The 21,937-nt window shown below is 63.0% G+C and carries 22 protein-coding genes; 17 read left to right on the top strand and 5 right to left on the bottom strand.

The features are described from left to right. The first annotated feature begins 15 nt into the window (after positions 1-15). Complete coding sequence (locus ACFWAD_RS24015) at positions 16-1,611, top strand: MFS transporter (protein ID WP_378548434.1); 1,596 nt, start codon at positions 16-18, stop codon at positions 1,609-1,611. 23 nt (positions 1,612-1,634) lie between these two features. Further along, entirely contained in the window at positions 1,635-2,279 is a 645-nt protein-coding gene (locus ACFWAD_RS24020; RefSeq protein ID WP_378548437.1) for an FMN-dependent NADH-azoreductase, read from the top strand. Between the two features lie 31 nt (positions 2,280-2,310). Here the strand turns inward: ACFWAD_RS24020 and ACFWAD_RS24025 are convergent, their stop codons facing one another. Then, a complete protein-coding gene (locus ACFWAD_RS24025) occupies positions 2,311-3,315 on the bottom strand; it encodes a TIGR03617 family F420-dependent LLM class oxidoreductase (RefSeq protein ID WP_378536019.1) in 1,005 nt (334 codons plus the stop codon). Continuing rightward, the gene (locus ACFWAD_RS24030; protein WP_378536021.1) at positions 3,312-3,887 is read right to left on the bottom strand and encodes a hypothetical protein; all 576 of its coding nucleotides are present in this window, start codon (positions 3,885-3,887) and stop codon (positions 3,312-3,314) included. Before ACFWAD_RS24030 ends, ACFWAD_RS24025 begins: the two co-directional genes overlap by 4 nt. Before the next feature lie 262 nt (positions 3,888-4,149). Here ACFWAD_RS24030 and dnaK point away from each other — a divergent pair, with 262 nt between their 5' ends. From dnaK to ACFWAD_RS24075, 9 genes are all read left to right on the top strand, one after another. Further along, positions 4,150-6,003 (top strand): molecular chaperone DnaK, encoded by a 1,854-nt coding sequence (gene dnaK / locus ACFWAD_RS24035; RefSeq protein ID WP_019749384.1) that lies wholly within the window; start codon positions 4,150-4,152, stop codon positions 6,001-6,003. Then, positions 6,000-6,596, top strand: a complete 597-nt coding sequence (gene grpE, locus ACFWAD_RS24040) for a nucleotide exchange factor GrpE (protein WP_249037189.1) — start codon at positions 6,000-6,002, stop codon at positions 6,594-6,596. Before dnaK ends, grpE begins: the two co-directional genes overlap by 4 nt. 22 nt (positions 6,597-6,618) lie before the next feature. Next, the gene (gene dnaJ / locus ACFWAD_RS24045; protein WP_050656306.1) at positions 6,619-7,791 is read left to right on the top strand and encodes a molecular chaperone DnaJ; all 1,173 of its coding nucleotides are present in this window, start codon (positions 6,619-6,621) and stop codon (positions 7,789-7,791) included. Next, on the top strand, positions 7,788-8,198 hold the full coding sequence (locus ACFWAD_RS24050; protein WP_003944355.1) for a heat shock protein transcriptional repressor HspR: 411 nt from the start codon (positions 7,788-7,790) through the stop codon (positions 8,196-8,198). The genes dnaJ and ACFWAD_RS24050 overlap by 4 nt, the downstream gene beginning before the upstream one ends. Before the next feature lie 330 nt (positions 8,199-8,528). Beyond that, the gene (locus ACFWAD_RS24055) at positions 8,529-9,743 is read left to right on the top strand and encodes an ABC transporter substrate-binding protein (protein WP_378548440.1); all 1,215 of its coding nucleotides are present in this window, start codon (positions 8,529-8,531) and stop codon (positions 9,741-9,743) included. Next, positions 9,740-10,597 carry a branched-chain amino acid ABC transporter permease gene (locus tag ACFWAD_RS24060; RefSeq protein ID WP_378536030.1) on the top strand — a complete coding sequence of 286 codons (858 nt, stop codon included), beginning with the start codon at positions 9,740-9,742 and terminating at the stop codon, positions 10,595-10,597. The genes ACFWAD_RS24055 and ACFWAD_RS24060 overlap by 4 nt, the downstream gene beginning before the upstream one ends. 1 nt (position 10,598) lies before the next feature. Continuing rightward, positions 10,599-12,449 (top strand): ATP-binding cassette domain-containing protein, encoded by a 1,851-nt coding sequence (locus ACFWAD_RS24065; protein ID WP_378548443.1) that lies wholly within the window; start codon positions 10,599-10,601, stop codon positions 12,447-12,449. Continuing rightward, the gene (locus ACFWAD_RS24070; protein WP_138870008.1) at positions 12,449-13,168 is read left to right on the top strand and encodes an ABC transporter ATP-binding protein; all 720 of its coding nucleotides are present in this window, start codon (positions 12,449-12,451) and stop codon (positions 13,166-13,168) included. Before ACFWAD_RS24065 ends, ACFWAD_RS24070 begins: the two co-directional genes overlap by 1 nt. A gap of 133 nt (positions 13,169-13,301) precedes the next feature. Continuing rightward, positions 13,302-14,477: an NADH:flavin oxidoreductase gene (locus tag ACFWAD_RS24075; protein ID WP_378536035.1), complete on the top strand. Its 1,176-nt coding sequence runs from the start codon at positions 13,302-13,304 to the stop codon at positions 14,475-14,477. 88 nt (positions 14,478-14,565) lie between these two features. Here ACFWAD_RS24075 and ACFWAD_RS24080 read toward each other — a convergent pair whose 3' ends face one another. Beyond that, positions 14,566-15,027 carry a hypothetical protein gene (locus tag ACFWAD_RS24080; RefSeq protein ID WP_283305945.1) on the bottom strand — a complete coding sequence of 154 codons (462 nt, stop codon included), beginning with the start codon at positions 15,025-15,027 and terminating at the stop codon, positions 14,566-14,568. A 176-nt stretch (positions 15,028-15,203) separates the two neighbouring features. Between ACFWAD_RS24080 and ACFWAD_RS24085 the strand changes: the two genes are divergently transcribed. Beyond that, on the top strand, positions 15,204-15,863 hold the full coding sequence (locus ACFWAD_RS24085; RefSeq protein WP_378536037.1) for a response regulator: 660 nt from the start codon (positions 15,204-15,206) through the stop codon (positions 15,861-15,863). Positions 15,864-15,870: 7 nt separating this feature from the next. Here the strand turns inward: ACFWAD_RS24085 and ACFWAD_RS24090 are convergent, their stop codons facing one another. Beyond that, the gene (locus ACFWAD_RS24090; RefSeq protein ID WP_378548446.1) at positions 15,871-16,311 is read right to left on the bottom strand and encodes a hypothetical protein; all 441 of its coding nucleotides are present in this window, start codon (positions 16,309-16,311) and stop codon (positions 15,871-15,873) included. Between the two features lie 309 nt (positions 16,312-16,620). Between ACFWAD_RS24090 and ACFWAD_RS24095 the strand changes: the two genes are divergently transcribed. From ACFWAD_RS24095 to ACFWAD_RS24115, 5 genes are all read left to right on the top strand, one after another. Next, positions 16,621-18,246 (top strand): flavin-containing monooxygenase, encoded by a 1,626-nt coding sequence (locus ACFWAD_RS24095; RefSeq protein WP_378548449.1) that lies wholly within the window; start codon positions 16,621-16,623, stop codon positions 18,244-18,246. After that, positions 18,243-19,040 carry a mycofactocin-coupled SDR family oxidoreductase gene (locus ACFWAD_RS24100; RefSeq protein ID WP_378548452.1) on the top strand — a complete coding sequence of 266 codons (798 nt, stop codon included), beginning with the start codon at positions 18,243-18,245 and terminating at the stop codon, positions 19,038-19,040. Before ACFWAD_RS24095 ends, ACFWAD_RS24100 begins: the two co-directional genes overlap by 4 nt. A gap of 4 nt (positions 19,041-19,044) precedes the next feature. Continuing rightward, on the top strand, positions 19,045-19,875 hold the full coding sequence (locus ACFWAD_RS24105; protein ID WP_378548455.1) for a mycofactocin-coupled SDR family oxidoreductase: 831 nt from the start codon (positions 19,045-19,047) through the stop codon (positions 19,873-19,875). A 67-nt stretch (positions 19,876-19,942) separates the two neighbouring features. Beyond that, a complete protein-coding gene (locus ACFWAD_RS24110) occupies positions 19,943-20,245 on the top strand; it encodes a hypothetical protein (RefSeq protein ID WP_378548458.1) in 303 nt (100 codons plus the stop codon). Continuing rightward, positions 20,242-20,526, top strand: a complete 285-nt coding sequence (locus tag ACFWAD_RS24115; protein ID WP_378548461.1) for a hypothetical protein — start codon at positions 20,242-20,244, stop codon at positions 20,524-20,526. Before ACFWAD_RS24110 ends, ACFWAD_RS24115 begins: the two co-directional genes overlap by 4 nt. On the opposite strand, the gene ACFWAD_RS24120 is transcribed toward ACFWAD_RS24115, so the two are convergent. Beyond that, positions 20,506-21,762 carry a hypothetical protein gene (locus ACFWAD_RS24120; RefSeq protein WP_378548464.1) on the bottom strand — a complete coding sequence of 419 codons (1,257 nt, stop codon included), beginning with the start codon at positions 21,760-21,762 and terminating at the stop codon, positions 20,506-20,508. The genes ACFWAD_RS24115 and ACFWAD_RS24120 overlap by 21 nt on opposite strands. Between the last annotated feature and the right edge of the window lie 175 nt (positions 21,763-21,937).

Consider the following 21,937-nt stretch of genomic DNA (forward strand, 5'->3'; position numbering starts at 1 on the left):
GATGGGAGCACGCGCATGGCGAGTGACATCAAGTCCGCATCACCGGATCGAGCCACCTTCGTCCTGGGGACGCTCATCCTGGTGGCTGCGGTCGCGAACCTCAATCTCTCGGTCGCGAACGTCGCGCTACCCGACATCGGGCGGGCTTTCGACGCCAGTCAGACGCAACTGAATCTGATAGCGGTCGGCTACTCGCTTGGCCTGGCCGGAACGGTGCTCTACCTGGGGGCCTTGGGAGACCGATACGGTCGCAAGATGCTGCTGGTCACCGGCATGGCGTTGTCCATTCCGGCGTCGATCGTGGCGGGATTCGCCGGAAACTTCGAAGTTCTCTTCCTCGCCCGAATAGTCGGAGGCGTCTCGGCAGGTCTGGCATTCCCGACGACGCTGGCCATCATCACAGCGCTGTGGGCAGGACCGGCACGAACCAAAGCGATAGCCATGTGGTCGGCCATCGGCGGCGCGATCTCGGCACTGGGGCCGATCGTCGCGGGCGCGTTGCTCGAGCAGTTTCACTGGGGATCGGTCTTCTTCGTCACCCTTCCGTTGGCTCTCGTGGCACTCATCTGCTCACTGATGTTGGTGCCCGCTCACGTCAACGAGACGACCGAGCGAGTCGATCATCTCGGCGGCATCGTTTCGATCGTCTTCATCGGGGCGCTGGTGCTGTCCATCAACTTCGCGCCGGTCAAGGGTTCGGGCACGATGGCACTCGTGCTCGGTGCGATCGCGCTCGTCGCGGGCATCGGGTTTTTCCTGCAGCAACGACGCGCGGTCAATCCACTGTTCGACCTTCACGTAGCTGCGCGCCCAACTTTCTGGGTCGCAGCCGTGGGCGGATTGGTGGTGTTCGGTTCGCTCATGGGCGCGATGTTCATCGGCCAGCAGTTCCTGCAGAACGTACTGAGTTACTCGACGCTGGCAGCCGGTGCGGCCATCATTCCGGCGGCCCTGGCGATGGTGATCGTTGCGCCGCGTTCGGCGACCATGATCGAAAGGTACGGCGCCCGAGTCACTCTGCTCTCCGGGTACCTGTTTGTGGTTCTCGGATTGTTTGTCGCGCTGTTCATGTGGAACGAAAGCACGCAGTATTGGCAGGTTGCGTTGGCCTACGCACTTGTCGGCATCGGCGTCGGACTCGCCGGCACACCGGCATCGCGCTCCCTCACCGGATCCGTTCCCGTGCATCGCGCGGGTATGGCGTCGGGAACGTCGGACCTGCAACGCGACCTGGGTGGCGCCATCATGCAGTCGATTCTCGGCGGCATACTCACCGCCGGGTACGCAAAATCGTTGGGGAATGCGATCTCGTCCTCGCCGAACGCATCCGAGGTGACTCCCGAAACTCAAGCCGCGCTCACCAAATCCTTCTCCAGCGCTGAAGTTCTGGCGGAACGCTACCCGCAATACGCGGACCAAATCATGACCGCCGCCAAAAACGCCTTCCTGGACGGGGATACACATGCCTACATCGCGGCGATCATCATCGTGTGCGCCGGTGCCGCAGTGGTGACGTTCTTCTATCCGCATTGCGAGCGTGAGCGTGTCCTTCTGGCGGAGTACGCGGCCGAATCCGATCTCGCCGCGGAGAAGAGTGCGGAGAAGAGTTGAGCACGCTCTGGTACTGATGAGGGATGCCACAACTACTTCACATCGATTCGTCTGCCGAACTCCGCAACTCGACCTCGCGTGACCTGACCGCACTGTTCGCTGCGCAGTGGTCGGAGATCAGCCCTAATCACACGACGGTGACGTTGGACCTGCACCGAGATCCCTTGCCGCACCTCGCGGACGCGGCCCTGCACTACGCACCACGCTTGCGCGTCGACGGAGAGAGTCCGGACGCCGACGCAGAAACACTGCAGGCTCGGGTCATCGAGCAACTCGCCGCGGCGGACGTAGTCGTGATCGGTGCACCGATGTACAACTGGTCGATCCCGTCCACGTTGAAAGCGTGGATCGATTACGTACACGTCCTGGGTACAACGGTGCCTTTCGACACTCGCACTCAGCCCATGGCAGGCAAGCCCGTGGTGATCGTGTCCAGTCGCGGAAACACCTATGCGCCGGGTTCGGGGAACGAGGCCGACGATCACACCGTCCCGCCGCTCGTTCAGGTATTGGGGGTGTCGATGGGCATGGATGTCTCCGTCATCACCGCGGAACTGACCTTGGCGCAGCGTATTCCGGCGATGGCGCCGCTGATCGAGCAGGGTGAGGCGAGCCTGCGGGCTGCCCGGGAGTCGTTGACCGAGCTGGCCCGTACCTTAGGAGCCTGATCAGGGGCTTGATCAGGGCGCCTGACCAGGTTCAGGCGAGAGCCGAGATCATCGACGCCACGTCTTTCGGCTCTGCGTCGTAACCGGGGAAGTAGCAGCACACTTCGTCGGCATGCTCGCCGAACCGCCGCCGAATCTCGGTCGCACATTCTTCCGGGGTGCCGACGACGGCGAGTGTGGTCAGCATCGGATCGGTGATCAACGAGGCCATGTCGGCGTAGCCGCCTCGCTTCGACAGGGTATTGAGTTCCGGCTGGACCTCCCCCCACCCTTCGACGTCGAGCACCGGACGGTATGCGGGCGTCGATCCGTAGAACGAGAGCAGCGCCCGGACGCCTCGGGCGGCCGCGGCGAGTTGATCGTCGCTGCGGCCGACGCCGACGATGACCTGCGGGATGATCGTGAATTCGTCTCGGGTGCGTCCGGATTCGCGAAGGCCTGTATCGACGGCCGGAAGTGTGCGCTCGAGGAAATGTCGCTCCGAGTGGAACGGCATGACCAGTAGTCCGTCGGCAACCTCCGCGGCGGTACGGGTCATCACCGGCCCGAGTGCCCCCATCAGGATGGGCGGCGGTCCATAGGGATTGGGGCCGGGGTCGAATGTCGGCGGCATCAGAGTGTGGGTGAAGAACTCGCCGCGGAAGTTCAGCGTCGAGGTGTTCTCCCACGCCGTGAAGATCGCCTTGACCGCGGCGACGGTCTCCTTCATGCGGGCCGCTGGACGCGACCACGTTGCGCTGTAGCGTTTTTCGATGTGCGGTTTGATCTGCGACCCGAGACCGAGCCGAAAGTGGCCGCGACTGAGCAACTGCAGGTCGTTGGCCGAATGCGCCAGATGCATGGGACTGCGGGGGAACGCGATGGCGACGTTGGTCATCAGGTCGAGGTCGACGGCCGAAGCGGCTTCGACGAGTGGGAAGAACACGTCGTGCGGCCCCTCGAACGTGAACAGGCCGCCGGCGCCGGTCTCCGCGAGTTCACGGCTGCGAGCAGCGCCTGCGCCCGGTGCGGAGTCGAGTTGTACGTGAATCTTCATCGGCGTGCTCGCAGCCAGTCACTGACACCGGGAGCAAATGGCGCGATCGCCGCCACCGCGACAAGGACGCAGTAGAGAATCGGACCCCACGTCAGGACTCCAGCGCCGATATCCGCTGCGCCGTCGACCAGGGACATGAAGCCGAGCCCGGCCGCGATGCTCGAGGCTCCGACGATCGCCGTCATCACCCGCCCGGCGTTCTTGCGTGCGCGGAGGAGTTGAAGGCTCAAAAGTGCGAGCAGGGCCAGGACGAGAGCGCCGCCGCCGCTGCCCGCGAGTACGACGGTCACGGCGTCGGAGATGTCGGTGGACGAGTATCCGGGGTTGTCGCGCGCAGTCGATTCTTCGAGAGCGGATCGGACGTCGTCGAGGCTGGTGACTACCACTCCGGCGATTCCGGCCAGCACGACGAACGAGCCGATCCAGGCAGAAGCAGACAAGGTCACGGCTTTGGGCGTCTCGTCGCTCGCCGGCGCTCGGAGTGGCCGAACCGAGACGTCGGGTCGCTCGGGTGCCGGGCGTGGAGGTGACGGGCGAGCAGGTCGAGCGGGGGAATTGTCGGGATCGGTCACTGGCCGATCGTAGCCATTTGGAGAGATGCGGAAGTGATGTGGCGCACTTTTTCGCCTTTTCGGGGAAGGCGGGAACAAATCTACGTGGGCTGTAGTTGACCATTTCGACAAGCTTGAGCGCCCCCGGCTCAACTTCAAGTTGACTCCCGGCCACGGTCGGAGGCAAACTTGAGCGGAGGACGCTCACCAAGCGAAAAACTCGCGGTCATGTTCGAGATCAACCACTCGGGCAGAGAACCGCAGAACGAAAGGTAGGAACACTATGGCTCGTGCAGTCGGTATCGATCTCGGTACGACCAACTCGGTAGTTGCAGTGCTGGAGGGCGGCGAGCCCGTAGTGGTCGCCAACGCCGAAGGCTCACGTACCACCCCCTCGGTGGTCGCATTTGCCAAGAACGGCGAGGTTCTCGTCGGTCAGCCCGCGAAGAACCAGGCAGTCACGAACGTCGACCGCACCCTCCGTTCCGTCAAGCGCCACATCGGCACTGACTGGAACGTTGAAATCGACGGCAAGAAGTACACGCCGCAGGAAATCAGCGCCCGCACGCTCATGAAGCTCAAGCGTGACGCGGAGGCTTACCTCGGCGAAGACATCACCGACGCCGTCATCACCGTCCCCGCGTACTTCGAGGACGCACAGCGTCAGGCAACCAAGGAAGCCGGCCAGATCGCCGGCCTCAACGTCCTTCGTATCGTCAACGAGCCCACCGCGGCTGCACTGGCATACGGACTGGACAAGGGCGACACCGAGCAGACCATCCTGGTCTTCGACCTCGGTGGCGGCACCTTCGACGTCTCCCTGCTCGAAATCGGCGACGGCGTCGTCGAGGTTCGTGCAACCTCCGGTGACAACCACCTCGGTGGCGACGACTGGGACGAGCGCGTCGTCGCTTGGCTGGTCGACAAGTTCAAGGCTCAGAACGGCATCGATCTGACCAAGGACAAGATGGCCCTGCAGCGTCTGCGTGAGGCTGCGGAGAAGGCGAAGATCGAGCTCTCCAGCTCGCAGAGCACCTCCATCAACCTCCCGTACATCACGGTCGACGCGGACAAGAACCCGCTCTTCCTGGACGAGCAACTCTCCCGCAGCGAGTTCCAGAAGATCACCTCCGACCTGCTCGATCGCACCCGTGCGCCGTTCCAGGCAGTGATCAAGGACAGCGGAATCGCCGTCAAGGACATCGACCATGTCGTGCTCGTCGGTGGCTCCACCCGTATGCCGGCCGTCTCCGATCTGGTTCGTGAACTGACCGGTGGCCGTGAGCCCAACAAGGGTGTCAACCCGGACGAGGTCGTCGCCGTCGGCGCCGCACTCCAGGCCGGCGTGCTCAAGGGCGAGGTCAAGGACGTTCTGCTCCTCGACGTCACGCCGCTTTCCCTCGGTATCGAAACCAAGGGTGGCGTGATGACCAAGCTCATCGAGCGCAACACCACCATCCCCACGAAGCGTTCCGAGACCTTCACCACGGCTGACGACAATCAGCCTTCGGTGCAGATCCAGGTCTTCCAGGGTGAGCGCGAAATCGCTTCGCACAACAAGCTGCTCGGCTCCTTCGAGCTCACCGATCTGCCGCCCGCCCCGCGTGGCGTTCCGCAGATCGAGGTCACGTTCGACATCGACGCCAACGGCATCGTGCACGTGACGGCGAAGGACAAGGGCACCGGCAAGGAAAACACGATCAAGATCCAGGACGGCTCCGGTCTGTCCAAGGAAGAGATCGAGCGCATGGTCAAGGACGCCGAGGCTCACGCCGAGGAAGACAAGGCCCGTCGCGAAGAGGCAGAGGTCCGCAACCAGGCCGAGTCGCTGGTCCACCAGACGGAGAAGTTCGTCAAGGAGCAGCGTGAAGGTGAGAACGCGGGCAAGGTCTCCGAGGAGATCCTGACCAAGGTCGAGGCAGCGGTCAAGGACGTCAACGACGCCCTGGCAGGCACCGACATCGCTGCAGTGAAGACCGCAGTGGAGAAGCTGGGCACCGAGTCGCAGGCTCTGGGCCAGGCCATCTACGAGGCTTCCGCTGCAAACGAGGCCGGAAACACCGACGGCGCAGGCAATGACGACGACGTCGTCGACGCCGAGGTTGTCGACGAGCCCACCGACTCGGACAAGAAGTGACCTCGGACAACTCCGAGAACAACCCGGTCGACCCCGAGACCGGTGCACAGGGAGAGGCGGCGGGGGAATCCCTGCCGCCGCTCGACTCGGAAGACACAGGGGTAGTTCAGGAAGCAGAGTCGATCGTGGAGGAAGCATCCGCCACCGATCAGCTCGCCGAACGAACTGCGGATCTGCAGCGCTTGCAGGCGGAGTTCACCAACTACCGTCGTCGCGTCGAGCGTGACAAGCAGGTCATCAAGGAAACCGCGCGGGCTTCGGTCATCACCGAGCTCATCGGAATCCTCGACGATCTGGATCGCGCTCGGGCGCACGGTGATCTGGAAACAGGTCCGTTGCGTGCGCTCGCGGACAAGCTCAACACGACCCTGACGGGTCTGGGTTTGACCGACTTCGGTAACGAGGGTGACGATTTCGATCCCGCGCTCCACGAAGCGGTGCAGCATGAAGGCGAAGGCCACGACCCCGTACTCGGGACGGTCATGCGCAAGGGTTACAAGCTCGGCGACCGGGTCCTTCGGACCGCGATGGTGGCCGTGACGGACCGGGTGGGCGACAAGCCTGCAGACGGTTCAGAGGAAGAAGCGAAGTAAGAGTGAGAGGAGGAGACGCCCAGTGAGTCAACGGGAGTGGATCGAGAAGGACTTCTACAAGGAGCTGGGCGTCTCGTCCACCGCCACGGCCGACGAGATCAAGAAGGCGTATCGCAAGCTGGCCCGGGATCTGCATCCCGATGCCAACCCTGACGACGCGAAGGCCGAAGAGCGTTTCAAGACAGTCAGCGAAGCTCATGCAGTGCTCTCCGATCCGGAAAAGCGCAAGGAGTACGACGAAGCCAGGCGGCTGTTTGCCAGCGGCGGCTTCGGTCCCCGCGCGCAAGGCGGCGGCGGATTCAACCCCGGCGCTGGTGGTTTCGACATCAACGACCTGTTCGGCGGCGGCGCCGGTGGACAGGACTCGGGACTCGGAGACATCTTCGGCGGATTGTTCAACCGTGGGGGAGCGGGCCAGCGCACAGCTGCACCCAACCGCCCGCGTCGAGGCAAGGATCTCGAGACCGAGACGACGCTCGCCTTCCGCGAAGCAGCGCTCGGTGTCACCGTCCCACTTCGTCTGACCAGCCCGACGTCGTGCACCACGTGTCACGGCAGCGGCGCAAAGCCAGGCACCAGCCCGCGAGTGTGCCCGCATTGCAACGGAACCGGCGTAGTGAGCCGGAACCAGGGCGCTTTCGGATTCAGTGAGCCGTGTGACGACTGCCGGGGAACCGGCTCGATCATCGACTCGCCTTGCGAGGACTGCCACGGTAGCGGCGTCACCAATCGCACACGGACCATCACGGTACGGGTGCCTGCCGGTGTGAGCGATGGCCAGAAGATCAGACTCAAGGGCAAGGGTGAAGCGGGGCTCCGCGGAGCTCCGGCCGGCGACCTGTTCGTCAACATCCGCGTCAAGCCGGACAGCGTCTTCGGCCGCAACGGTGACGACCTGACATTGACGGTTCCGGTGAGCTACGGCGAGCTGGTACTGGGTACGACCCTGTCGGTGCCGACGTTGGACGGCCGTGTCGGAGTGAAGGTTCCGGCCGGAACGGTGGACGGACGTATTCTGCGAGTTCGCGGACGTGGCATCCCCAAGCGTCCCGAGGGCGCTGGTGACCTTCTGGTCACCGTCAAGGTATCCGTCCCGCAGAAGTTGGACGACCCGGCGATCGAAGCGCTGAAAACCTATCTCGAGGCCGAGAAGGCGAGCGGGTTCGATCCACGGGCCGGGTGGGCCGGTGCATGATGACCGAGCGACCGCAGAATCAATGGGATGCGACGGTCGATCCTGACGCTCAGATCTTCGTGATCTCGGTGGCAGCCGAGTTGGCCGGAATGCATGCGCAGACCTTGCGTAACTACGACCGGCTCGGGTTGGTCACCCCGCACCGAACCACCGGTGGTGGACGACGGTACTCCCCGCGTGATGTTGCCCTTCTTCGTGAAGTGCAACGGCTTTCGCAGGACGAGGGCGTCAACCTTGCCGGAATCAAACGGATCATCGAACTGACCAACCAGGTCGAGGCTCTGCAGCACCGCGTCCGTGAATTGGCCGAGGAAATCGCGAAAGTCCATGCGGGCTATCGCCGGGACCTCGTGCCGATCCCGCGCAACAACGCGTTGGTGGTTTGGAAGCCTCGCAACCAACGCTAGTCGGAACTCTGGAAACACGGCCCCGCGCCTAGTGGGATTCACTTCGTCGAATCCCCTGAGCGTGGGGCCGTTTTGTGTTTCCACCCAGCGGGAATCGATCTGTTGACGCGACTCCGATGTGCATAGCGTCCGCTTTCATGACTCCTCTTTTGCGCGTTTGACGTTATCCAGATCACATTCTATGCTCCAACCCAAGCAACTGCTTGCTAGATCATCAAGCGGGTGCTTGGTTGGCTGGTGCTCGAAATCAGGCGTGTCCACCGGCCGACCCTTCTTTCGTCAGGTATTCGCCTGACGTTCGGTGCATACATGTGTTCTAGGAGTGCAGACATGAATCGTCGGCCCATTCTTGTTGCGGCAGTAGCCGTGACGGCTCTGGCTCTTGCAGGGTGTAGTGGTTCTTCGGAGTCCGATGGTGGCGCGGACTCGCCTTACCGAGTTCTGCTGACCGGCGGAATCAGTGCACAGGGAGTCCTCGCGGCGAACTCGCAGACCTCGCTGCTCGCAACCAAGGCGGGAGTTCAGGTCCAGAACGAGGCCGGGGGAATCGGTGGCCGTCAGATCGAACTCACCACGGTGGACGACGCAGGTGATGCAACGATCGCCGTCACCAAGCTGCGCGAAGCCATCAACTCGGGTAACAAGCCTGACCTCTACCTCAACTCGGGTCCTTCGTCGATCGCGGCTGCGGTTCTCCCGATCCTCAAGCAGAACAACATCCTCTCACTGAGCATGGCGCCTTCTCCTGATTCGACGGACCCGTCGAAGTTCCCGCTGAACTTCGACCTGGCTCCAGGTGCGACGGACACTGCTCGCGGAATCTCCGAGTATGCAAAGACCAAGGGCTACAGCAGCGTCGGAGTGCTGCACGGCAGTACCGCCTACGGTGAGCTGTTCGGCGAAGAGATGACCAGCGCTCTGCAGTCTGCCGGTCTGAAAGCTGCCGGAAACGAGGAGTACGACGCCGCCGCGCTGGACATGACGGCGCAGTTGCAATCGCTCAAGAATGCCGGTGCCGCGGCAATCGCCTTGGACGCGTACGGCGCTCCCCTCGGATATGTTCTGCAGAGCCTCGAGCGTCTCGGCTGGGACGTACCGCTGGTCGGAAACACCTCGGTCTCTGCCACCAACCTGATCGCGAACGATCCGCCGGCCGGTGTGCTCGGCACGCCCCAGGTGAAGAACCTTGTGACACAGGTGTTCACCAGCACGGTGTTCGATCCGAACAATGCGCTCGTCAGCACCATGGTGGACACGATGGCGTCGCTGGGCTCCATCCCGTCGACACTCATCCTTGCCGACAACTACGACGCTTTCCCCCTCGTCGCGGCGGCAGCGGAGAAGGTCGGCAGTTCGACCGATCCGAAGAAACTCGCCGAGGCGCTGGAAACCTCGGAGGTCCAGGAGAATGCCAAGACTGCCTTCCTCTCGCGCTACAACTTCAGCTCCGACAACCACGGCCCGAACCCGGACACCAGTGAGCTGAAGTTCATCAGTCCGACGAAGATCCTCAACGGTCAGTTCGGAAACCCGGCCGCATCATGACCATTCTGTGGTCCGGTTTGGCACTCGGCGCGGTCTACGTGCTGGTTGCCATCGGGTACAACATCGTTTTCGTTTCCTCCAACACTTTCAACTTCGCTCAAGCTCAGCTGATGATGGTGGGCACCTTTGTCGCCTACACGGGTCTGGTGACCCTGAAACTCCCTGTTCTCGTGGTGGCCGTCATGGCGACCGTGACCGTGATGCTCCTCGCATCGGTCGAGGAGATCGTCGCGATCAGACCGGTGGCCGACCACCAGAACCAATTGGTCACGACGTTGGGTGTTGCCACTCTGCTCAACGGCGCCACCCAATTGATCTGGGGCGGTGAACCTCTCACGGTTCCATTCTTCGGATCGAACGAACCGATCACCCTGCTCGGCGGCCGTACCTACCCGGTCGAGATCGCTCTGCTGGTGGCGGCGATCGCACTGGTCATCGGGTTGAGTTACGTCTCGAAGAAGACAATGACGGGTCTGGCTCTGATCGGTATCTCCGAGGATCGTGAAGCGGCGATGCTGCGCGGAGTCAACGTACGACGGTTGGCGTTGGGTGCGTTTGCCTTCTCGGGTGCCTTGGCCGGAGTCCTCGGACTCCTTGTCGGTCCCAAGACGTTTGCGGTTGCGACGTTGGGTGCCGCACTGGCACTCAAGGGGTTCGTGGCGCTGGCGATCGGCGGGTTCGGCTCTCTGCCAGGCGCTTTGATCGGCGGGTTGACCGTCGGCCTGGTGGAGTCGTTCACCGCCCTGTGGGCGGGAAGTCAGTACAGCAATATCGCCGTCTTCACGGTGCTGATCGTCATCTTGATGGTCAAACCTGCCGGCTTGTTCGGCAATGTCCGAGAACGGGTGGTGTGAGATGGTAAGTGCGTGGCGGACTTTCCGTTCCCTTCCGAGCTGGATCATCCCGCTGGTCCTGGCCGTGGTGATCTTGCTGCTCCCGGTCCTCGGGCTCGATCTGTCGACATCACGGCAGATTCAATTGGCCTGCATCCTGGCGCTTGTCGTCAGTGGCCTGAACCTGAGCCTCGGCTTTGCCGGTGAACTGGCCCTCGGCCAGGCCGCGATGTACGCGGCCGGTGCCTACACCGCAGGTCTGATGTCCCAGGCAGGTCACACCGACATCCTGCTCCAGCTTGCTGCTTCCGGTGCGGTGGCACTGGCTGTCGGCATCCTGACCGGTGTTCCCGGTCTGCGCCTGGGCAACTGGTCTCTGGCGATGACGTCGTTCTTCCTGGTGCTGCTGGTACCGGACGTACTGGCGATCTTCGGCGGCAAGACCGGTGGCCGAAACGGCCTCACCGGTATGGAGCCGCCGACGCTCTTCGGTTCCGAACTCGACACCCAGCAGTACTACATGGTGGTAGTCGTCGTGACCGTCCTCTGGTTCGCTGTGATGCGCAACCTGGTGGTCTCGCGCCACGGCATCGCGTTCCGCACACTCAAGCAGTCGCCGGTTCTGGCGTCGTCGCAGGGTGTGTCGGTCTTCCGGATGAAGCTGCTCGGGTATGCCATCGGTGCGTTCCCGGCCGGTCTGGCGGGTGCGCTGTTTGCCAACACCGACCTGTTCATCTCGCCGGAGGCCTTCGGGTTCACCTTTGCCACAGCAGTTCTGGCGGCGTCGATCCTCGGCGGTGCGGCAAGTGTGTACGGCGCCGTGGTCGGTGCCGCGATCATGCAGCTCGGTCCCAACCAGTCGACGGCGTTCCAGGAGTATTCGCTGATCTTCTACGGCGGCTTCCTGATCATCGGCGGTGTGCTTCTCTCCGGGGGTTTGACCAAGGTCGGGCGAGCGATCGTCTCGAAACTCGATCGCAAGGCCGGCCTGGGCGTAGTCACCGCAAAGGAAAACAGCGGTGGGACACCGGAACTGGCGCCGATCAACGGAGCACGGTTGGTGGTCGACGGAGTGTCCAAAGCGTTCGGTGGCAACCAGGCGCTCAATGCGGCAACCCTGACCGCAGAGGCCGGTAAGGTCACCGCGTTGATCGGGCCCAACGGTTCGGGTAAGACGACCATGCTCAACATGATCTGCGGCTTCTACACCGCAGATGCGGGCGTGATCACGATCGGTGACACGGTGGTCTCGCAGTCGTCGCCGCACAAGGTGGCGCGCGTGGGTGTGGCGCGGACGTTCCAAACTCCGACGATTCCGGAGAACATCACGGTTCTGGAAGCGGTTGCATCCGGACGTTATTCGGTGCACCGTGCGTCGATGGCGTCGGCCGTGCTTCGCCTTCCCAGCTTCCGCAAGATCGCGAAGGCCGACATCGTCGAGGCCGAGCGTGTCCTCGAACTCGTGGGGATGTCGCACTTGCGCAACGAGATCGCGACCTCACTGCCACTGGGGATGCGTCGCATGCTCGAGGTTGCTCGGGCCGTGATAGCCGAGCCGAGGGTGGTCCTCTTCGACGAGGTGGCATCGGGACTCGACGAGGACGAACTCGAACGCCTGGCAGATCTGATCCGGGTACTGCGAGATGCCGGGGCCACAGTGGTGTTGGTGGAGCACAACTTCCGCCTCGTGCTCTCGTTGGCCGACGAGATAGTCGTGCTGGCACAAGGGCAGGTGATCGCTACCGGTGATGCCGCGACGATCGAACATCACCCGCGCGTGTTGAGCGAGTATCTCGGAGTCAAGTCCGGTGACGAAGAAGCGCTTCTCGAAGAAATCGGCGCAGTAGACCATCAGACCAGCGAGGTGAAGTGATGGAACCGATTCTCAAGGTCCGGAACCTGCAGACAGGGTACGGCGATCTGCGCGTCGTCTGGGATGTGTCGTTCGACGTCTATCCCGGTCAGGTGACCGCTCTGCTCGGACGCAACGGGGCAGGCAAGACGAGCACGCTCCGCGCCCTGTCCGGCCTCAACAAAGTGGCTTCGGGCACCGTTGAGATGGACGGCGCCGACATCACCGGAGTTCCCGCGCACAAGCGGGTGCGGCAGGGGATGGCGTACGTGCAGGAAGGCAAGCGGGTCTTTCACAAGCAGACCGTCGAGCAGAACCTCCTGCTCGGCGGGTACACCCGCAAGGTGAAGCGCAGCGAACTCATGGAGTCTGTCGAGTCCATGTACGAGATGTTCCCGATCTTGGGGGAAAAGCGTTCGCTTCCCGCCGGTTCCATGTCGGGCGGTCAGCAACAGATGCTCGCGATCGGTGCGGCGCTGATGGCGCAGCCCCGATTGCTCCTGCTCGACGAACCTTCGGGAGGGCTGGCTCCCGTGATTGTCGGCGAGGTGATGGACCGCGTGCAGCTACTCAAGGAAACCGGGCTCGCGGTCCTGCTGGTGGAGCAGGCGGTGGAGGCCGCGATGAGCGTCGCCGATCACGTGACAGTCCTCGACATCGGCAAGGTGGTTCTCGACGCCGACGCGAAGGACATCGACGACCTGGCAGTTCTCAAGGACGCGTACTTCGGACGCGTCTGAACAGCAGTGACGTACTTCAGCCCGGCCACCTCGGCCGGGCTGAAGTCGTTTCCCGCTCCGTGGCACGGGCCCTAGCCGGCTCGGGGCCATCGATCTACCGTCCTGCACACAACTCCTGCGAGAGGCAAACTTGATGACCGCTGCTCCCGACGTACTTGCCCCGGCAAAGCTAGGCCCGGTGACCCTTCGAAATCGAATCATCAAGTCCGCGACGTTCGAAGGCAAAACTCCCGACGCCCTGGTCACCGACGAACTGATCGAGTTCCATCGCCGCCCGGCAGCCGGGGGAGTCGGGATGTCCACCGTCGCGTACTGCGCCGTCGCACCGGAAGGGCGCACCGAATACGGCCAGCTGTGGATGCGGCCCGAAGCGCTCCCCGGGCTGCGACGACTCACCGATGCCATTCACGCCGAAGGGGCTGCTGCGTCGGCGCAGCTCGGGCATGCCGGTCCGGTGGCAAATCAGAAGTCGACCGGTCTGCCCGCGCTGGCACCGTCGAGTTCGTTCAATCCATTGAGCATGAGGATGATTCGCACTGCCACCACAGCGGACATCACCAGAATTGCGGCGGCACACGGGAGCGCTGCACGACTTGCCGTCGAGGCAGGATTCGACGCCGTCGAGATTCACTTCGGTCACAACTATTTCGCGAGCTCGTTCCTGAGCCCGAAACTCAACCGTCGTAAGGATTCCTACGGCGGATCACTGGAGAACCGCGCCCGCGTCGTACTCGAAACTGCGCGCAGTGTGCGCGATGCCGTCGGCGACAAGATCGCGATCTTGGCCAAGCTGAACATGGATGACGGTGTGCCAGGCGGATTCTGGGTGGACGAAGCAATCCAGGTTGCGCAGTGGCTCGAAGCATCCGGAAGCGTCGACGCGCTCGAATTGACGATGGGCAGCTCACTGCTCAACCCGATGTACCTGTTCAAGGGCGATGCGCCGATCCGCGAGTTCGCCGCCGCGATGCCGCAACCAGTTCGACTCGGTGTGCAGTTGGTGGGCAAGAGCATGTTGCATACCTATCCGTACAAGCCGCTGTTCATGCTGGAAGAGGCTCGGCAGATCCGTGCTGCGGTGAAGTTACCGCTCGTGCTCCTCGGCGGCGTCACGGACAAAGCGGGTATGGATACGGCGATGGCGGAGGGATTCGAGTTTGTCGCCATGGCGCGGGCGCTGCTCAGAGAACCTGATCTGATCAATCGGATCGCAGCCGAATCTGATACTCATTCACTGTGCATCCACTGCAACAAGTGCATGCCTACGATCTTCAGTGGCGCCCGCTGCGTGTTGGTCGAGCGGGTCTAGGGCCGGCACACACCACGTCCCGACATCCATGTGGATACCGGGTCGTGGGCCGTAGCGAAACAAGTTTGTTTGATTCAGCCTGTCTGGTTCAGTTCTGGGTGAAGACGTCGTACGACGCGTTCATCGTGGGGTAGCCGGTGGCCATGTAATCGGTGAGGATGACGTGCGTCGGGTCGCCGATGATGCGAGTCCCGTCGAGAGTGGGGTTGCCGGCGTAGTTGTTGGCCGCCATGACGGTCTGTACACCGTCGGCCACGTTGTAGGTGACATCGACGCCGATACCGCGGGGATCGCTGCTGTAGGCGGTGACGATTTCGGTTGTGTGCGGGGCCAGGTAGGAGCGGGGGCCGTTGATCCACTGTCCGTAGGGGTTGGACGCGCTGTCCAGCAGCATCGGGTTGTCGGTGTTGTTGGTGATGGTCATGGCAACCGTCGGGCCGTCGGTCGGCATGGTGCCGGCGTTGGCGACCGCTGCCGTTCCCAGTGCGGTTCCGCCGACAGCTAGGGCGATTGCGGTGACTGCTACGAAGCGAGTGGTGTTGGTACGCATGATGTCTGCTCCTGGGATGGTGTGTGGTTGCCGTTCTCGGCGATGAATCAATCTTGTCGCGAATGAGTGCTGCTGTATGTCCGCCGACGGGGCCTTGGCGGGGTTGAATCGTCTGTCCCCCGATCGGGGGAGGCGTAAGTGCTCGCATTGCTGGTACGGGCGTGAGAAAGTGAGCAATGCGCGAAGGCACGAAGCCGCTGGCCGGCAAGGTTTCCGTGGTGGTCGGCGACGATCACCCGTTGTTCCGTGAGGGCGTGGTTCGGGCTCTGACCGGCAGTGACAGCATCAACGTCCTGGGCGAGGCCGACGACGGCGCAGCAGCGCTCACAATGATTCGCGAACTACGCCCGCAGGTCGCGCTGCTCGACTTCCGGATGCCGCATCTGGACGGAACTCAGGTCGCCGCCGCAGTGGTTCGAGACGAGCTTCCGACGCGGGTGCTGCTGCTCAGTGCTCACGACGAGTCGTCCGTCGTCTATCAGGCTCTGCAAGCCGGTGCTGCCGGATTCTTGCCGAAGGAATCCACTCGCGCCGAGATCGTGAGCGCCGTGCTCGACTGTGCTGCGGGCCGAGATGTGTTGCCGCCCAGTATCGCCGCCGGATTGGTGGGAGAGGTTCGGCGTCGCAGTGAACCGTCCGGCCCGACGCTCAGCGCCCGTGAGCGTGAGGTTCTCGGATTGATCGCGCAGGGCGCCAGCATCCCCGCCATCGCCTCTCAGCTCTTTCTCGCGCCGTCCACCGTCAAAACCCACGTTCAGCGCCTCTACGAGAAACTCGGAGTCAACGATCGAGGCGCTGCCGTCGCCGCCGCGATGCGGCAGGGTCTGTTGGAGTGAGCAGGCGTCACCGGAGGACGTACGTGACGTTCATGGCCGGGTAACCCGAGGTCATCGTCACCGTGACGTCGTGGCCATCGGTGGCGTACGTTCCGCCGGCATCCGCCCTGGTCTTCGAGTTGGTGGCACTGAAGACAAATACTCCACCGTCGTCGGAGCGGTACGTGAGCACGATGGGGAAGTCGTTCTGGTTCTTGCTCGTGGCGACAACGTTCACGTTCATGTTCGGGAGGATGTAGTCGGCCGGCGGGACGATCCAGTCGCCGTTCGGGTTGGATGCGTCGACCAGATACAGGGCACCGAAGCCCGAATTGCTGATCATCGCCGTCGTGACGGAGGTGTCGGTCATCGACTTCACGGCGTTCGCACCGGCGGCGCGGGCGACCAGAGCTGCCATGCTGAGGCCGGAAAAGGTAACCGCTTCGGGTCGAATTGTGTTGGTGCTCATGATGTTTCTCCTCGTGTTTGTCGGTCTCGGTGACCGTGTGTTTCGGTGATGAGATAACTATGGCCCCGAAATCCTTTCGGGTCTGTCCACCTACGGGTCCGAGTGCTGGATGACATCGGTGTCCCCCGATCGGTGGACACCAACGCTCTCCACTGCCGTAGCCCACCCAGTGTCATGGGGTGGAGGCTCCGCCCACCCAGTGTCAGGGGGTGGAGGCTCCGCCCACCCAGTGTCAGGGGGTGGAGGCTCCGCCCACCCAGCGGGAGACCCCGTTCCTCTATGAACCAGTCCACTCATAGCGTGACCACCATGACCGATCCTGACTTCTCCACCGCACCACTCGACGTCGTAGTCATCGGCGCAGGCGTCGCCGGCATGTACGCCATGCACCGACTTCGCGAGCAGGGGCTGCGTGTCCACGGCTTCGAGGCGGGCTCCGGAGTGGGCGGAACATGGTATTTCAACCGTTACCCGGGCGCACGCTGCGATGTCGAGAGTTTCGACTACTCCTACTCGTTCTCCGAAGAGCTGCAACAGGATTGGGACTGGAGCGAGAAGTACGCGGCGCAGCCGGAAATCCTGTCGTACCTCGATCATGTTGCCGATCGCTTCGACCTGCGCAGTGGGTTCACTTTCGATACCCGTGTCCAGAGCGCACAGTTCGACGAGGGCTCGTCGACGTGGCGAGTGCACACCGACGGTGGTCATGATGTGACCGCACGCTTCGTTGTCTGCGCCACCGGCAGCCTCTCGACCGCGAACGTCCCGAACATCACAGGGCGGGAGACTTTCGGCGGCGAGGTGTTCCACACCGGCTTCTGGCCGCACGAGGGCGTCGATTTCACCGGCAAGCGAGTCGGGGTAATCGGCACCGGATCGTCGGGCATCCAGTCCGTTCCTCTGATCGCCGAGCAGGCCGATCACCTCTTCGTGTTCCAGCGGTCCGCGAATTACAGTGTGCCGGCGGGAAACACACCCCTCGATGACCAGCGACGCGCCGAGATCAAGGCCGACTACGCAGAGCGTCGAGCGCAGTCCAAGCGCAGTGGCGGCGGATCACCGTTCGTCTCGGACCCGCGCAGTGCACTCGAGGTGTCCGAGGCCGAGAGGAACGCGGCCTACGAGGAGCGGTGGAAGCTCGGCGGTGTTCTGTTCGCCAAGACCTTCGCAGACCAGACCAGCAACATCGACGCCAACGCGACGGCGGCAGCGTTTGCCGAGGCCAAGATCAGATCAGTGGTCGAAGATCAGGCCATCGCAGACCTGCTGATCCCGAACGACCACCCCATCGGGACCAAGCGGATCGTGACGGACACTGACTATTACCAGAGCTACAACCGTGACAACGTGAGCCTGGTCGATCTCAAGAGCGCACCGATCGAGGCAATCGACGAGGCCGGGATCAAGACGGCCGACTCGCACTACGAACTCGACGCATTGGTGTTCGCCACCGGTTTCGACGCGATGACCGGGGCACTCGATCGCATCGAGATCCGAGGACGCGGCGGCGAGACCTTGCGGGAGAATTGGCACGCAGGCCCGAGAACGTACCTCGGGTTGGGCATGCACGGCTTCCCGAACCTGTTCATCGTCACCGGGCCGGGTAGCCCGAGTGTGCTGTCCAACATGATTCTCGCTGCCGAGCAGCACGTCGACTGGATCGCCGACGCGATCGGCCATCTCGATTCCAACGGCATCGACACGATCGAACCCAGCGCAGAAGCTGTGAACAGCTGGCTCGAGGAGTGCTCGCGCCGGGCGTCGGCAACGCTGTTTCCATCCGCGAACTCCTGGTACATGGGAGCCAACATCCCGGGAAAGCCGAGGATATTCATGCCATTCATCGGGGGCTTCGGTGTCTACTCCGACATTTGTGCTGACGTGGCAGCAGCGGGATACCGAGGCTTCGAGCTGAACAGTGCGGTGCACGCATGAGTCGGCTGGAGGGCAAGCGCGTACTGGTGACCGGTGCGGCCGGCGGAATGGGGCGCTCACACTGCGAGCGGCTCGCCGAAGAAGGCGCGTCCGTGATCGCGCTGGATGTCGAACAGGCGCAGTCGGGTTTGGCGGAAACCGCTCAGGCAGTGCGTGATCGAGGTGGCGTTGCGGTCACCGGCGTCGCGGACATTCGGGACTTCGACGGCTTGGCCGCCGTAGTGGCAGAGTGCGTTGCCGAACTCGGGGGTCTGGACGTCGTGGTCGCCAACGCCGGCGTCTACGACACGCCTGGACCGACGTGGACCATCGAACCGGCGGTCTGGAACCGTTCGCTCGACGTCAATCTCACCGGGGCGTGGCACACGGTCAAGGCCTGTGTTCCGCATTTCGCCGACGGTGGGTCTGTCGTTCTGGTCAGCTCGACCGCGGGAATCAAAGGTATTGCCGGAGCGGGTCATTACAGTGCTGCCAAGCACGCCGTGGTGGGTCTGGCCAGAACGTTGGCCAACGAGTTGGGGACGGAAGGCATTCGGGTCAACTCCGTGCATCCGGGTTCGGTACGTACTCCGATGATCATCAACGAGCGAGTGTTCGCGAACCTGTGCCCGGACATCGAGAATCCCACCGAAGCAGACGCTGCTGCAGTGCTCAGCGCTCGCAACTTGCTGCCCGTTCCCTGGGTCGATCCGGTGGACGTCAGTAATGCGGTCCTGTTTCTCGCATCCGCGGAGTCCCGCTACATGACCGGCTGTCAGTTGGTTGTCGACGCCGGCCTGACCCAGAAAGTGTGAATTGATGACTTCTCGATTGGAAGGCAAGATCGCGCTGATCACGGGTGCGGCACGAGGAATCGGGCGGGCTCAGGCCGTGCGTTTTGCCGAAGAGGGCGCGGACATCATCGCGGTCGACGTGTGCGCCTCGGTGGAAACCACAGTCACGCCGCCCGCGACGGAGGCCGATCTGGCCGAGACCGTCGCGCAGATCCAGGCGCTGGGGCGAAAGGTCGAATCCGCTGTAGTGGACGTTCGGGATCTCGAGGCGCTGCGAAGTGCCGTCGACTCGGCCGTCGAAGCGCTCGGTGGTCTCGACATCGTCTGCGCTACAGCCGGTATCACGTCCTCTGACGGGGCGCTGACCATGTCGGAAACGATGTGGCAGACCATGCTGGACGTGAACCTGACCGGCGTGTGGCACACCACCACCGTTGCGGCTCCGCATTTGATCGAGCGAGGTGGGGGATCGATGACACTCACCAGTTCCATCGCCGGACTGCGGGGGTTGGTCGGGGTTGCGCACTACACAGCGGCCAAGCACGGTGTGGTCGGTTTGATGCGCTCGCTGGCAAAGGAATTGGCGCCGTACAACGTGCGCGTCAACACTGTTCATCCCACCAACGTCGACACCCCGATGATTCAGAACCCGTTGGTTCGCGGCAAGTTCCGCCCGGACCTCGAGAACCCCACCCGCGAGGAATTTGCTGCCGCGGCGATGACGATGAACATGCTCGCCATTCCGTGGATCGAACCGGTGGACGTGGCGAACGCTGCACTGTTCCTGTCCTCCGACGAGGCCCGCTACATCACGTCTGTCGCCCTGCCAGTGGATGCGGGCAGTTCGTCCCGCTGACGTTTGGACACGCTGAGTTCCGCCACGGTGTGTAGCGTCGGTTTCACCCAACCGAAAGGCACACACCGTGGCGGAACGACGCTATCTGGAAGTCACCGTCGGGCCCAACATCGTGATGGTCCTCGACCACCGCACTGTGGAGGTCTTCGACCGCACCGCCGCGAGCACGAGTGAAGTGGCCCGCTGGCACGTCGAACACATTGCAGTGAAGGCAAAACCGTCGAAGTCGGGACTGAAGCTCACTATCGGGAACAGGCTCGCCGACGACTCCATCGCGGTAGCGGGGCCACGAGCATCGCTCACCGTTCCGCCGGAGGACGAAGCCGCCGTTGTCGCGTTCTTCGACGAGGTCAAGGCCGCTCGGGTTTGAATCGACAGACAACCTTCGGGGCAGATGATTCGGTTTCACTCGTCGAGCACGTCTTACGGTGCCACGAAGACCGCGTCGGACGCACGATTGTCGGGATCTCGGGAATCGAGGCGTCCGGAAAATCGACGATTACCGATGAGTTGGCTGACGGTATCTCGACTTCGGGCCATGACGTCATCACGATCCGTGGCGACGAGTTCTCGACTGCGAAAGCCATACGAAACAACAATCCTGACACGGTGGGTTACGCGCGTGGTTGTCTACTGGAGTTCGGTCGATAGTGCAGTGAGAGTTCGGGTTTCGTTAGCCGGATCGGGTGTGCTGGCCCGGACCGCTTTGAGGACGCTGTCGATCCGGTCGTCGAGTGCGCCCCAAACGGTTGCGTCGAGGGGGCGCAGGGATGTTTCGTCGTCGTCCCAAGCGGTTTCGAGATCTTTGATCCGTGCAACCGCGCCGGTGTGGTCACCGGCTTGTACCTTTGTCAGCGTGTCCTGCGTGATGGTGCGAAAGTTGGCGATGTCTGTGGACGGGAACACGGCGCTGGCCTGCCCTGGCGTGAGGGTCGCGCCCGCCGCCGCCGTGCCGGTTTCCTCTTCGCCCGCCAGGGCCTCGTGCGGCTGTGCGGAGGCCCAGACGAGCAGTGCGGCGGCAGCGACGGCGACTGCGGCGTAATAGCCGAGCATGATCCGCTCGCGACCTTGATGCGGTGTGCCGGCCGGAGGGCGTGGGAGTTCGGGCTCGGTGACGACGTCGCGGCGGGTCATCGTGAGGTAGACGACCGTCGCCACAATCGCGAGGAGGAAGATTGCGCTGGTGAGAGCCGTACCTGCACCGAGACCACGATCGGTGGACGAGGACGCAACCCAGTCGCCGAGGTTGGCGCCGAGCGGGCGAGTCAGCACGTACGCGAGCCAGAAGGAGAGCACCGCGTTCGCGCCCAGCCGCCAGCCGATCACGATCAAGACGATCAACCCGGCAGGTAGCAGGACCGAGATGCCTGGCCCCCATCCGGTGATCTCGAGTGTCCAATCGCCCGCGGCGGTGCCGAGGGCGAATGTGACCAGAACGGCGAGCCAGTAGAACAACTCGCGCGCCGGCGAGACGATGCTGTGAATCGACAAGGTTCCTTCACGGGCGAACCAGACACCGAAGACCACAGCCAGGGCCGCGGCGAAGACGCTCGTACTCACCGCGAGCGGCACACCCAGATCGTCGGTCAGGATGTCGGTGTAGAGGGTGCCGGCGACGCTGAGCACCACAACCGCCAGCCAGTAGACGAACGGTACGTAGCGGTTCAGACGCAACTGCCACACCAGGACAACGGCAAGTACTACCGTGAAAATGAGGGCGGTCGCGTTCAGACCTAGACCCAAGGTCATGTTGATCCAGTCGGCGAAACTCTCGCCGACAGTCGTGCACAGGATCTTGATGATCCAGAACCAGACCGTGATCTCGGGGACCTTACTCAGCATCGCTCGCCTGGTCGGGGCGGCTTCAGATCTCGTCGTCTCACTCACAGATCCGACCGTAGAGACACGATGCTGAAAACGCCCTGAGAGGAGCCGAGCCCTTGGTCGTGCGATCCATGCTCAGAGCCTTCACAGCTGCCGACTTCGATACTGGAAGTAGAACCACATCCGGGTCCTCGGCGTCGGCGTACGGTGCGTCGGTCCGCGTGAACCTGGTCGGGAG

It is taken from the genome of Rhodococcus sp. NPDC059969 (assembly GCF_042738325.1).
Lineage (GTDB): Bacteria > Actinomycetota > Actinomycetes > Mycobacteriales > Mycobacteriaceae > Rhodococcus_F.

Coding starts and splice junctions, on each gene's coding strand:
- ACFWAD_RS24065 (WP_378548443.1), top strand. CDS start 10,599: ATGGTAAGTGCGTGGCGGACTTTCCGTTCCCTTCCGAGCTGGATCATC.
- ACFWAD_RS24025 (WP_378536019.1), bottom strand. CDS start 3,315: ATGAAGATTCACGTACAACTCGACTCCGCACCGGGCGCAGGCGCTGCT.
- ACFWAD_RS24015 (WP_378548434.1), top strand. CDS start 16: ATGGCGAGTGACATCAAGTCCGCATCACCGGATCGAGCCACCTTCGTC.
- ACFWAD_RS24105 (WP_378548455.1), top strand. CDS start 19,045: ATGACTTCTCGATTGGAAGGCAAGATCGCGCTGATCACGGGTGCGGCA.
- ACFWAD_RS24070 (WP_138870008.1), top strand. CDS start 12,449: ATGGAACCGATTCTCAAGGTCCGGAACCTGCAGACAGGGTACGGCGAT.
- ACFWAD_RS24055 (WP_378548440.1), top strand. CDS start 8,529: ATGAATCGTCGGCCCATTCTTGTTGCGGCAGTAGCCGTGACGGCTCTG.
- ACFWAD_RS24075 (WP_378536035.1), top strand. CDS start 13,302: ATGACCGCTGCTCCCGACGTACTTGCCCCGGCAAAGCTAGGCCCGGTG.
- ACFWAD_RS24050 (WP_003944355.1), top strand. CDS start 7,788: ATGATGACCGAGCGACCGCAGAATCAATGGGATGCGACGGTCGATCCT.
- ACFWAD_RS24020 (WP_378548437.1), top strand. CDS start 1,635: ATGCCACAACTACTTCACATCGATTCGTCTGCCGAACTCCGCAACTCG.
- ACFWAD_RS24085 (WP_378536037.1), top strand. CDS start 15,204: ATGCGCGAAGGCACGAAGCCGCTGGCCGGCAAGGTTTCCGTGGTGGTC.
- ACFWAD_RS24090 (WP_378548446.1), bottom strand. CDS start 16,311: ATGAGCACCAACACAATTCGACCCGAAGCGGTTACCTTTTCCGGCCTC.
- ACFWAD_RS24100 (WP_378548452.1), top strand. CDS start 18,243: ATGAGTCGGCTGGAGGGCAAGCGCGTACTGGTGACCGGTGCGGCCGGC.
- dnaK (WP_019749384.1), top strand. CDS start 4,150: ATGGCTCGTGCAGTCGGTATCGATCTCGGTACGACCAACTCGGTAGTT.
- ACFWAD_RS24080 (WP_283305945.1), bottom strand. CDS start 15,027: ATGCGTACCAACACCACTCGCTTCGTAGCAGTCACCGCAATCGCCCTA.
- ACFWAD_RS24060 (WP_378536030.1), top strand. CDS start 9,740: ATGACCATTCTGTGGTCCGGTTTGGCACTCGGCGCGGTCTACGTGCTG.
- ACFWAD_RS24095 (WP_378548449.1), top strand. CDS start 16,621: ATGACCGATCCTGACTTCTCCACCGCACCACTCGACGTCGTAGTCATC.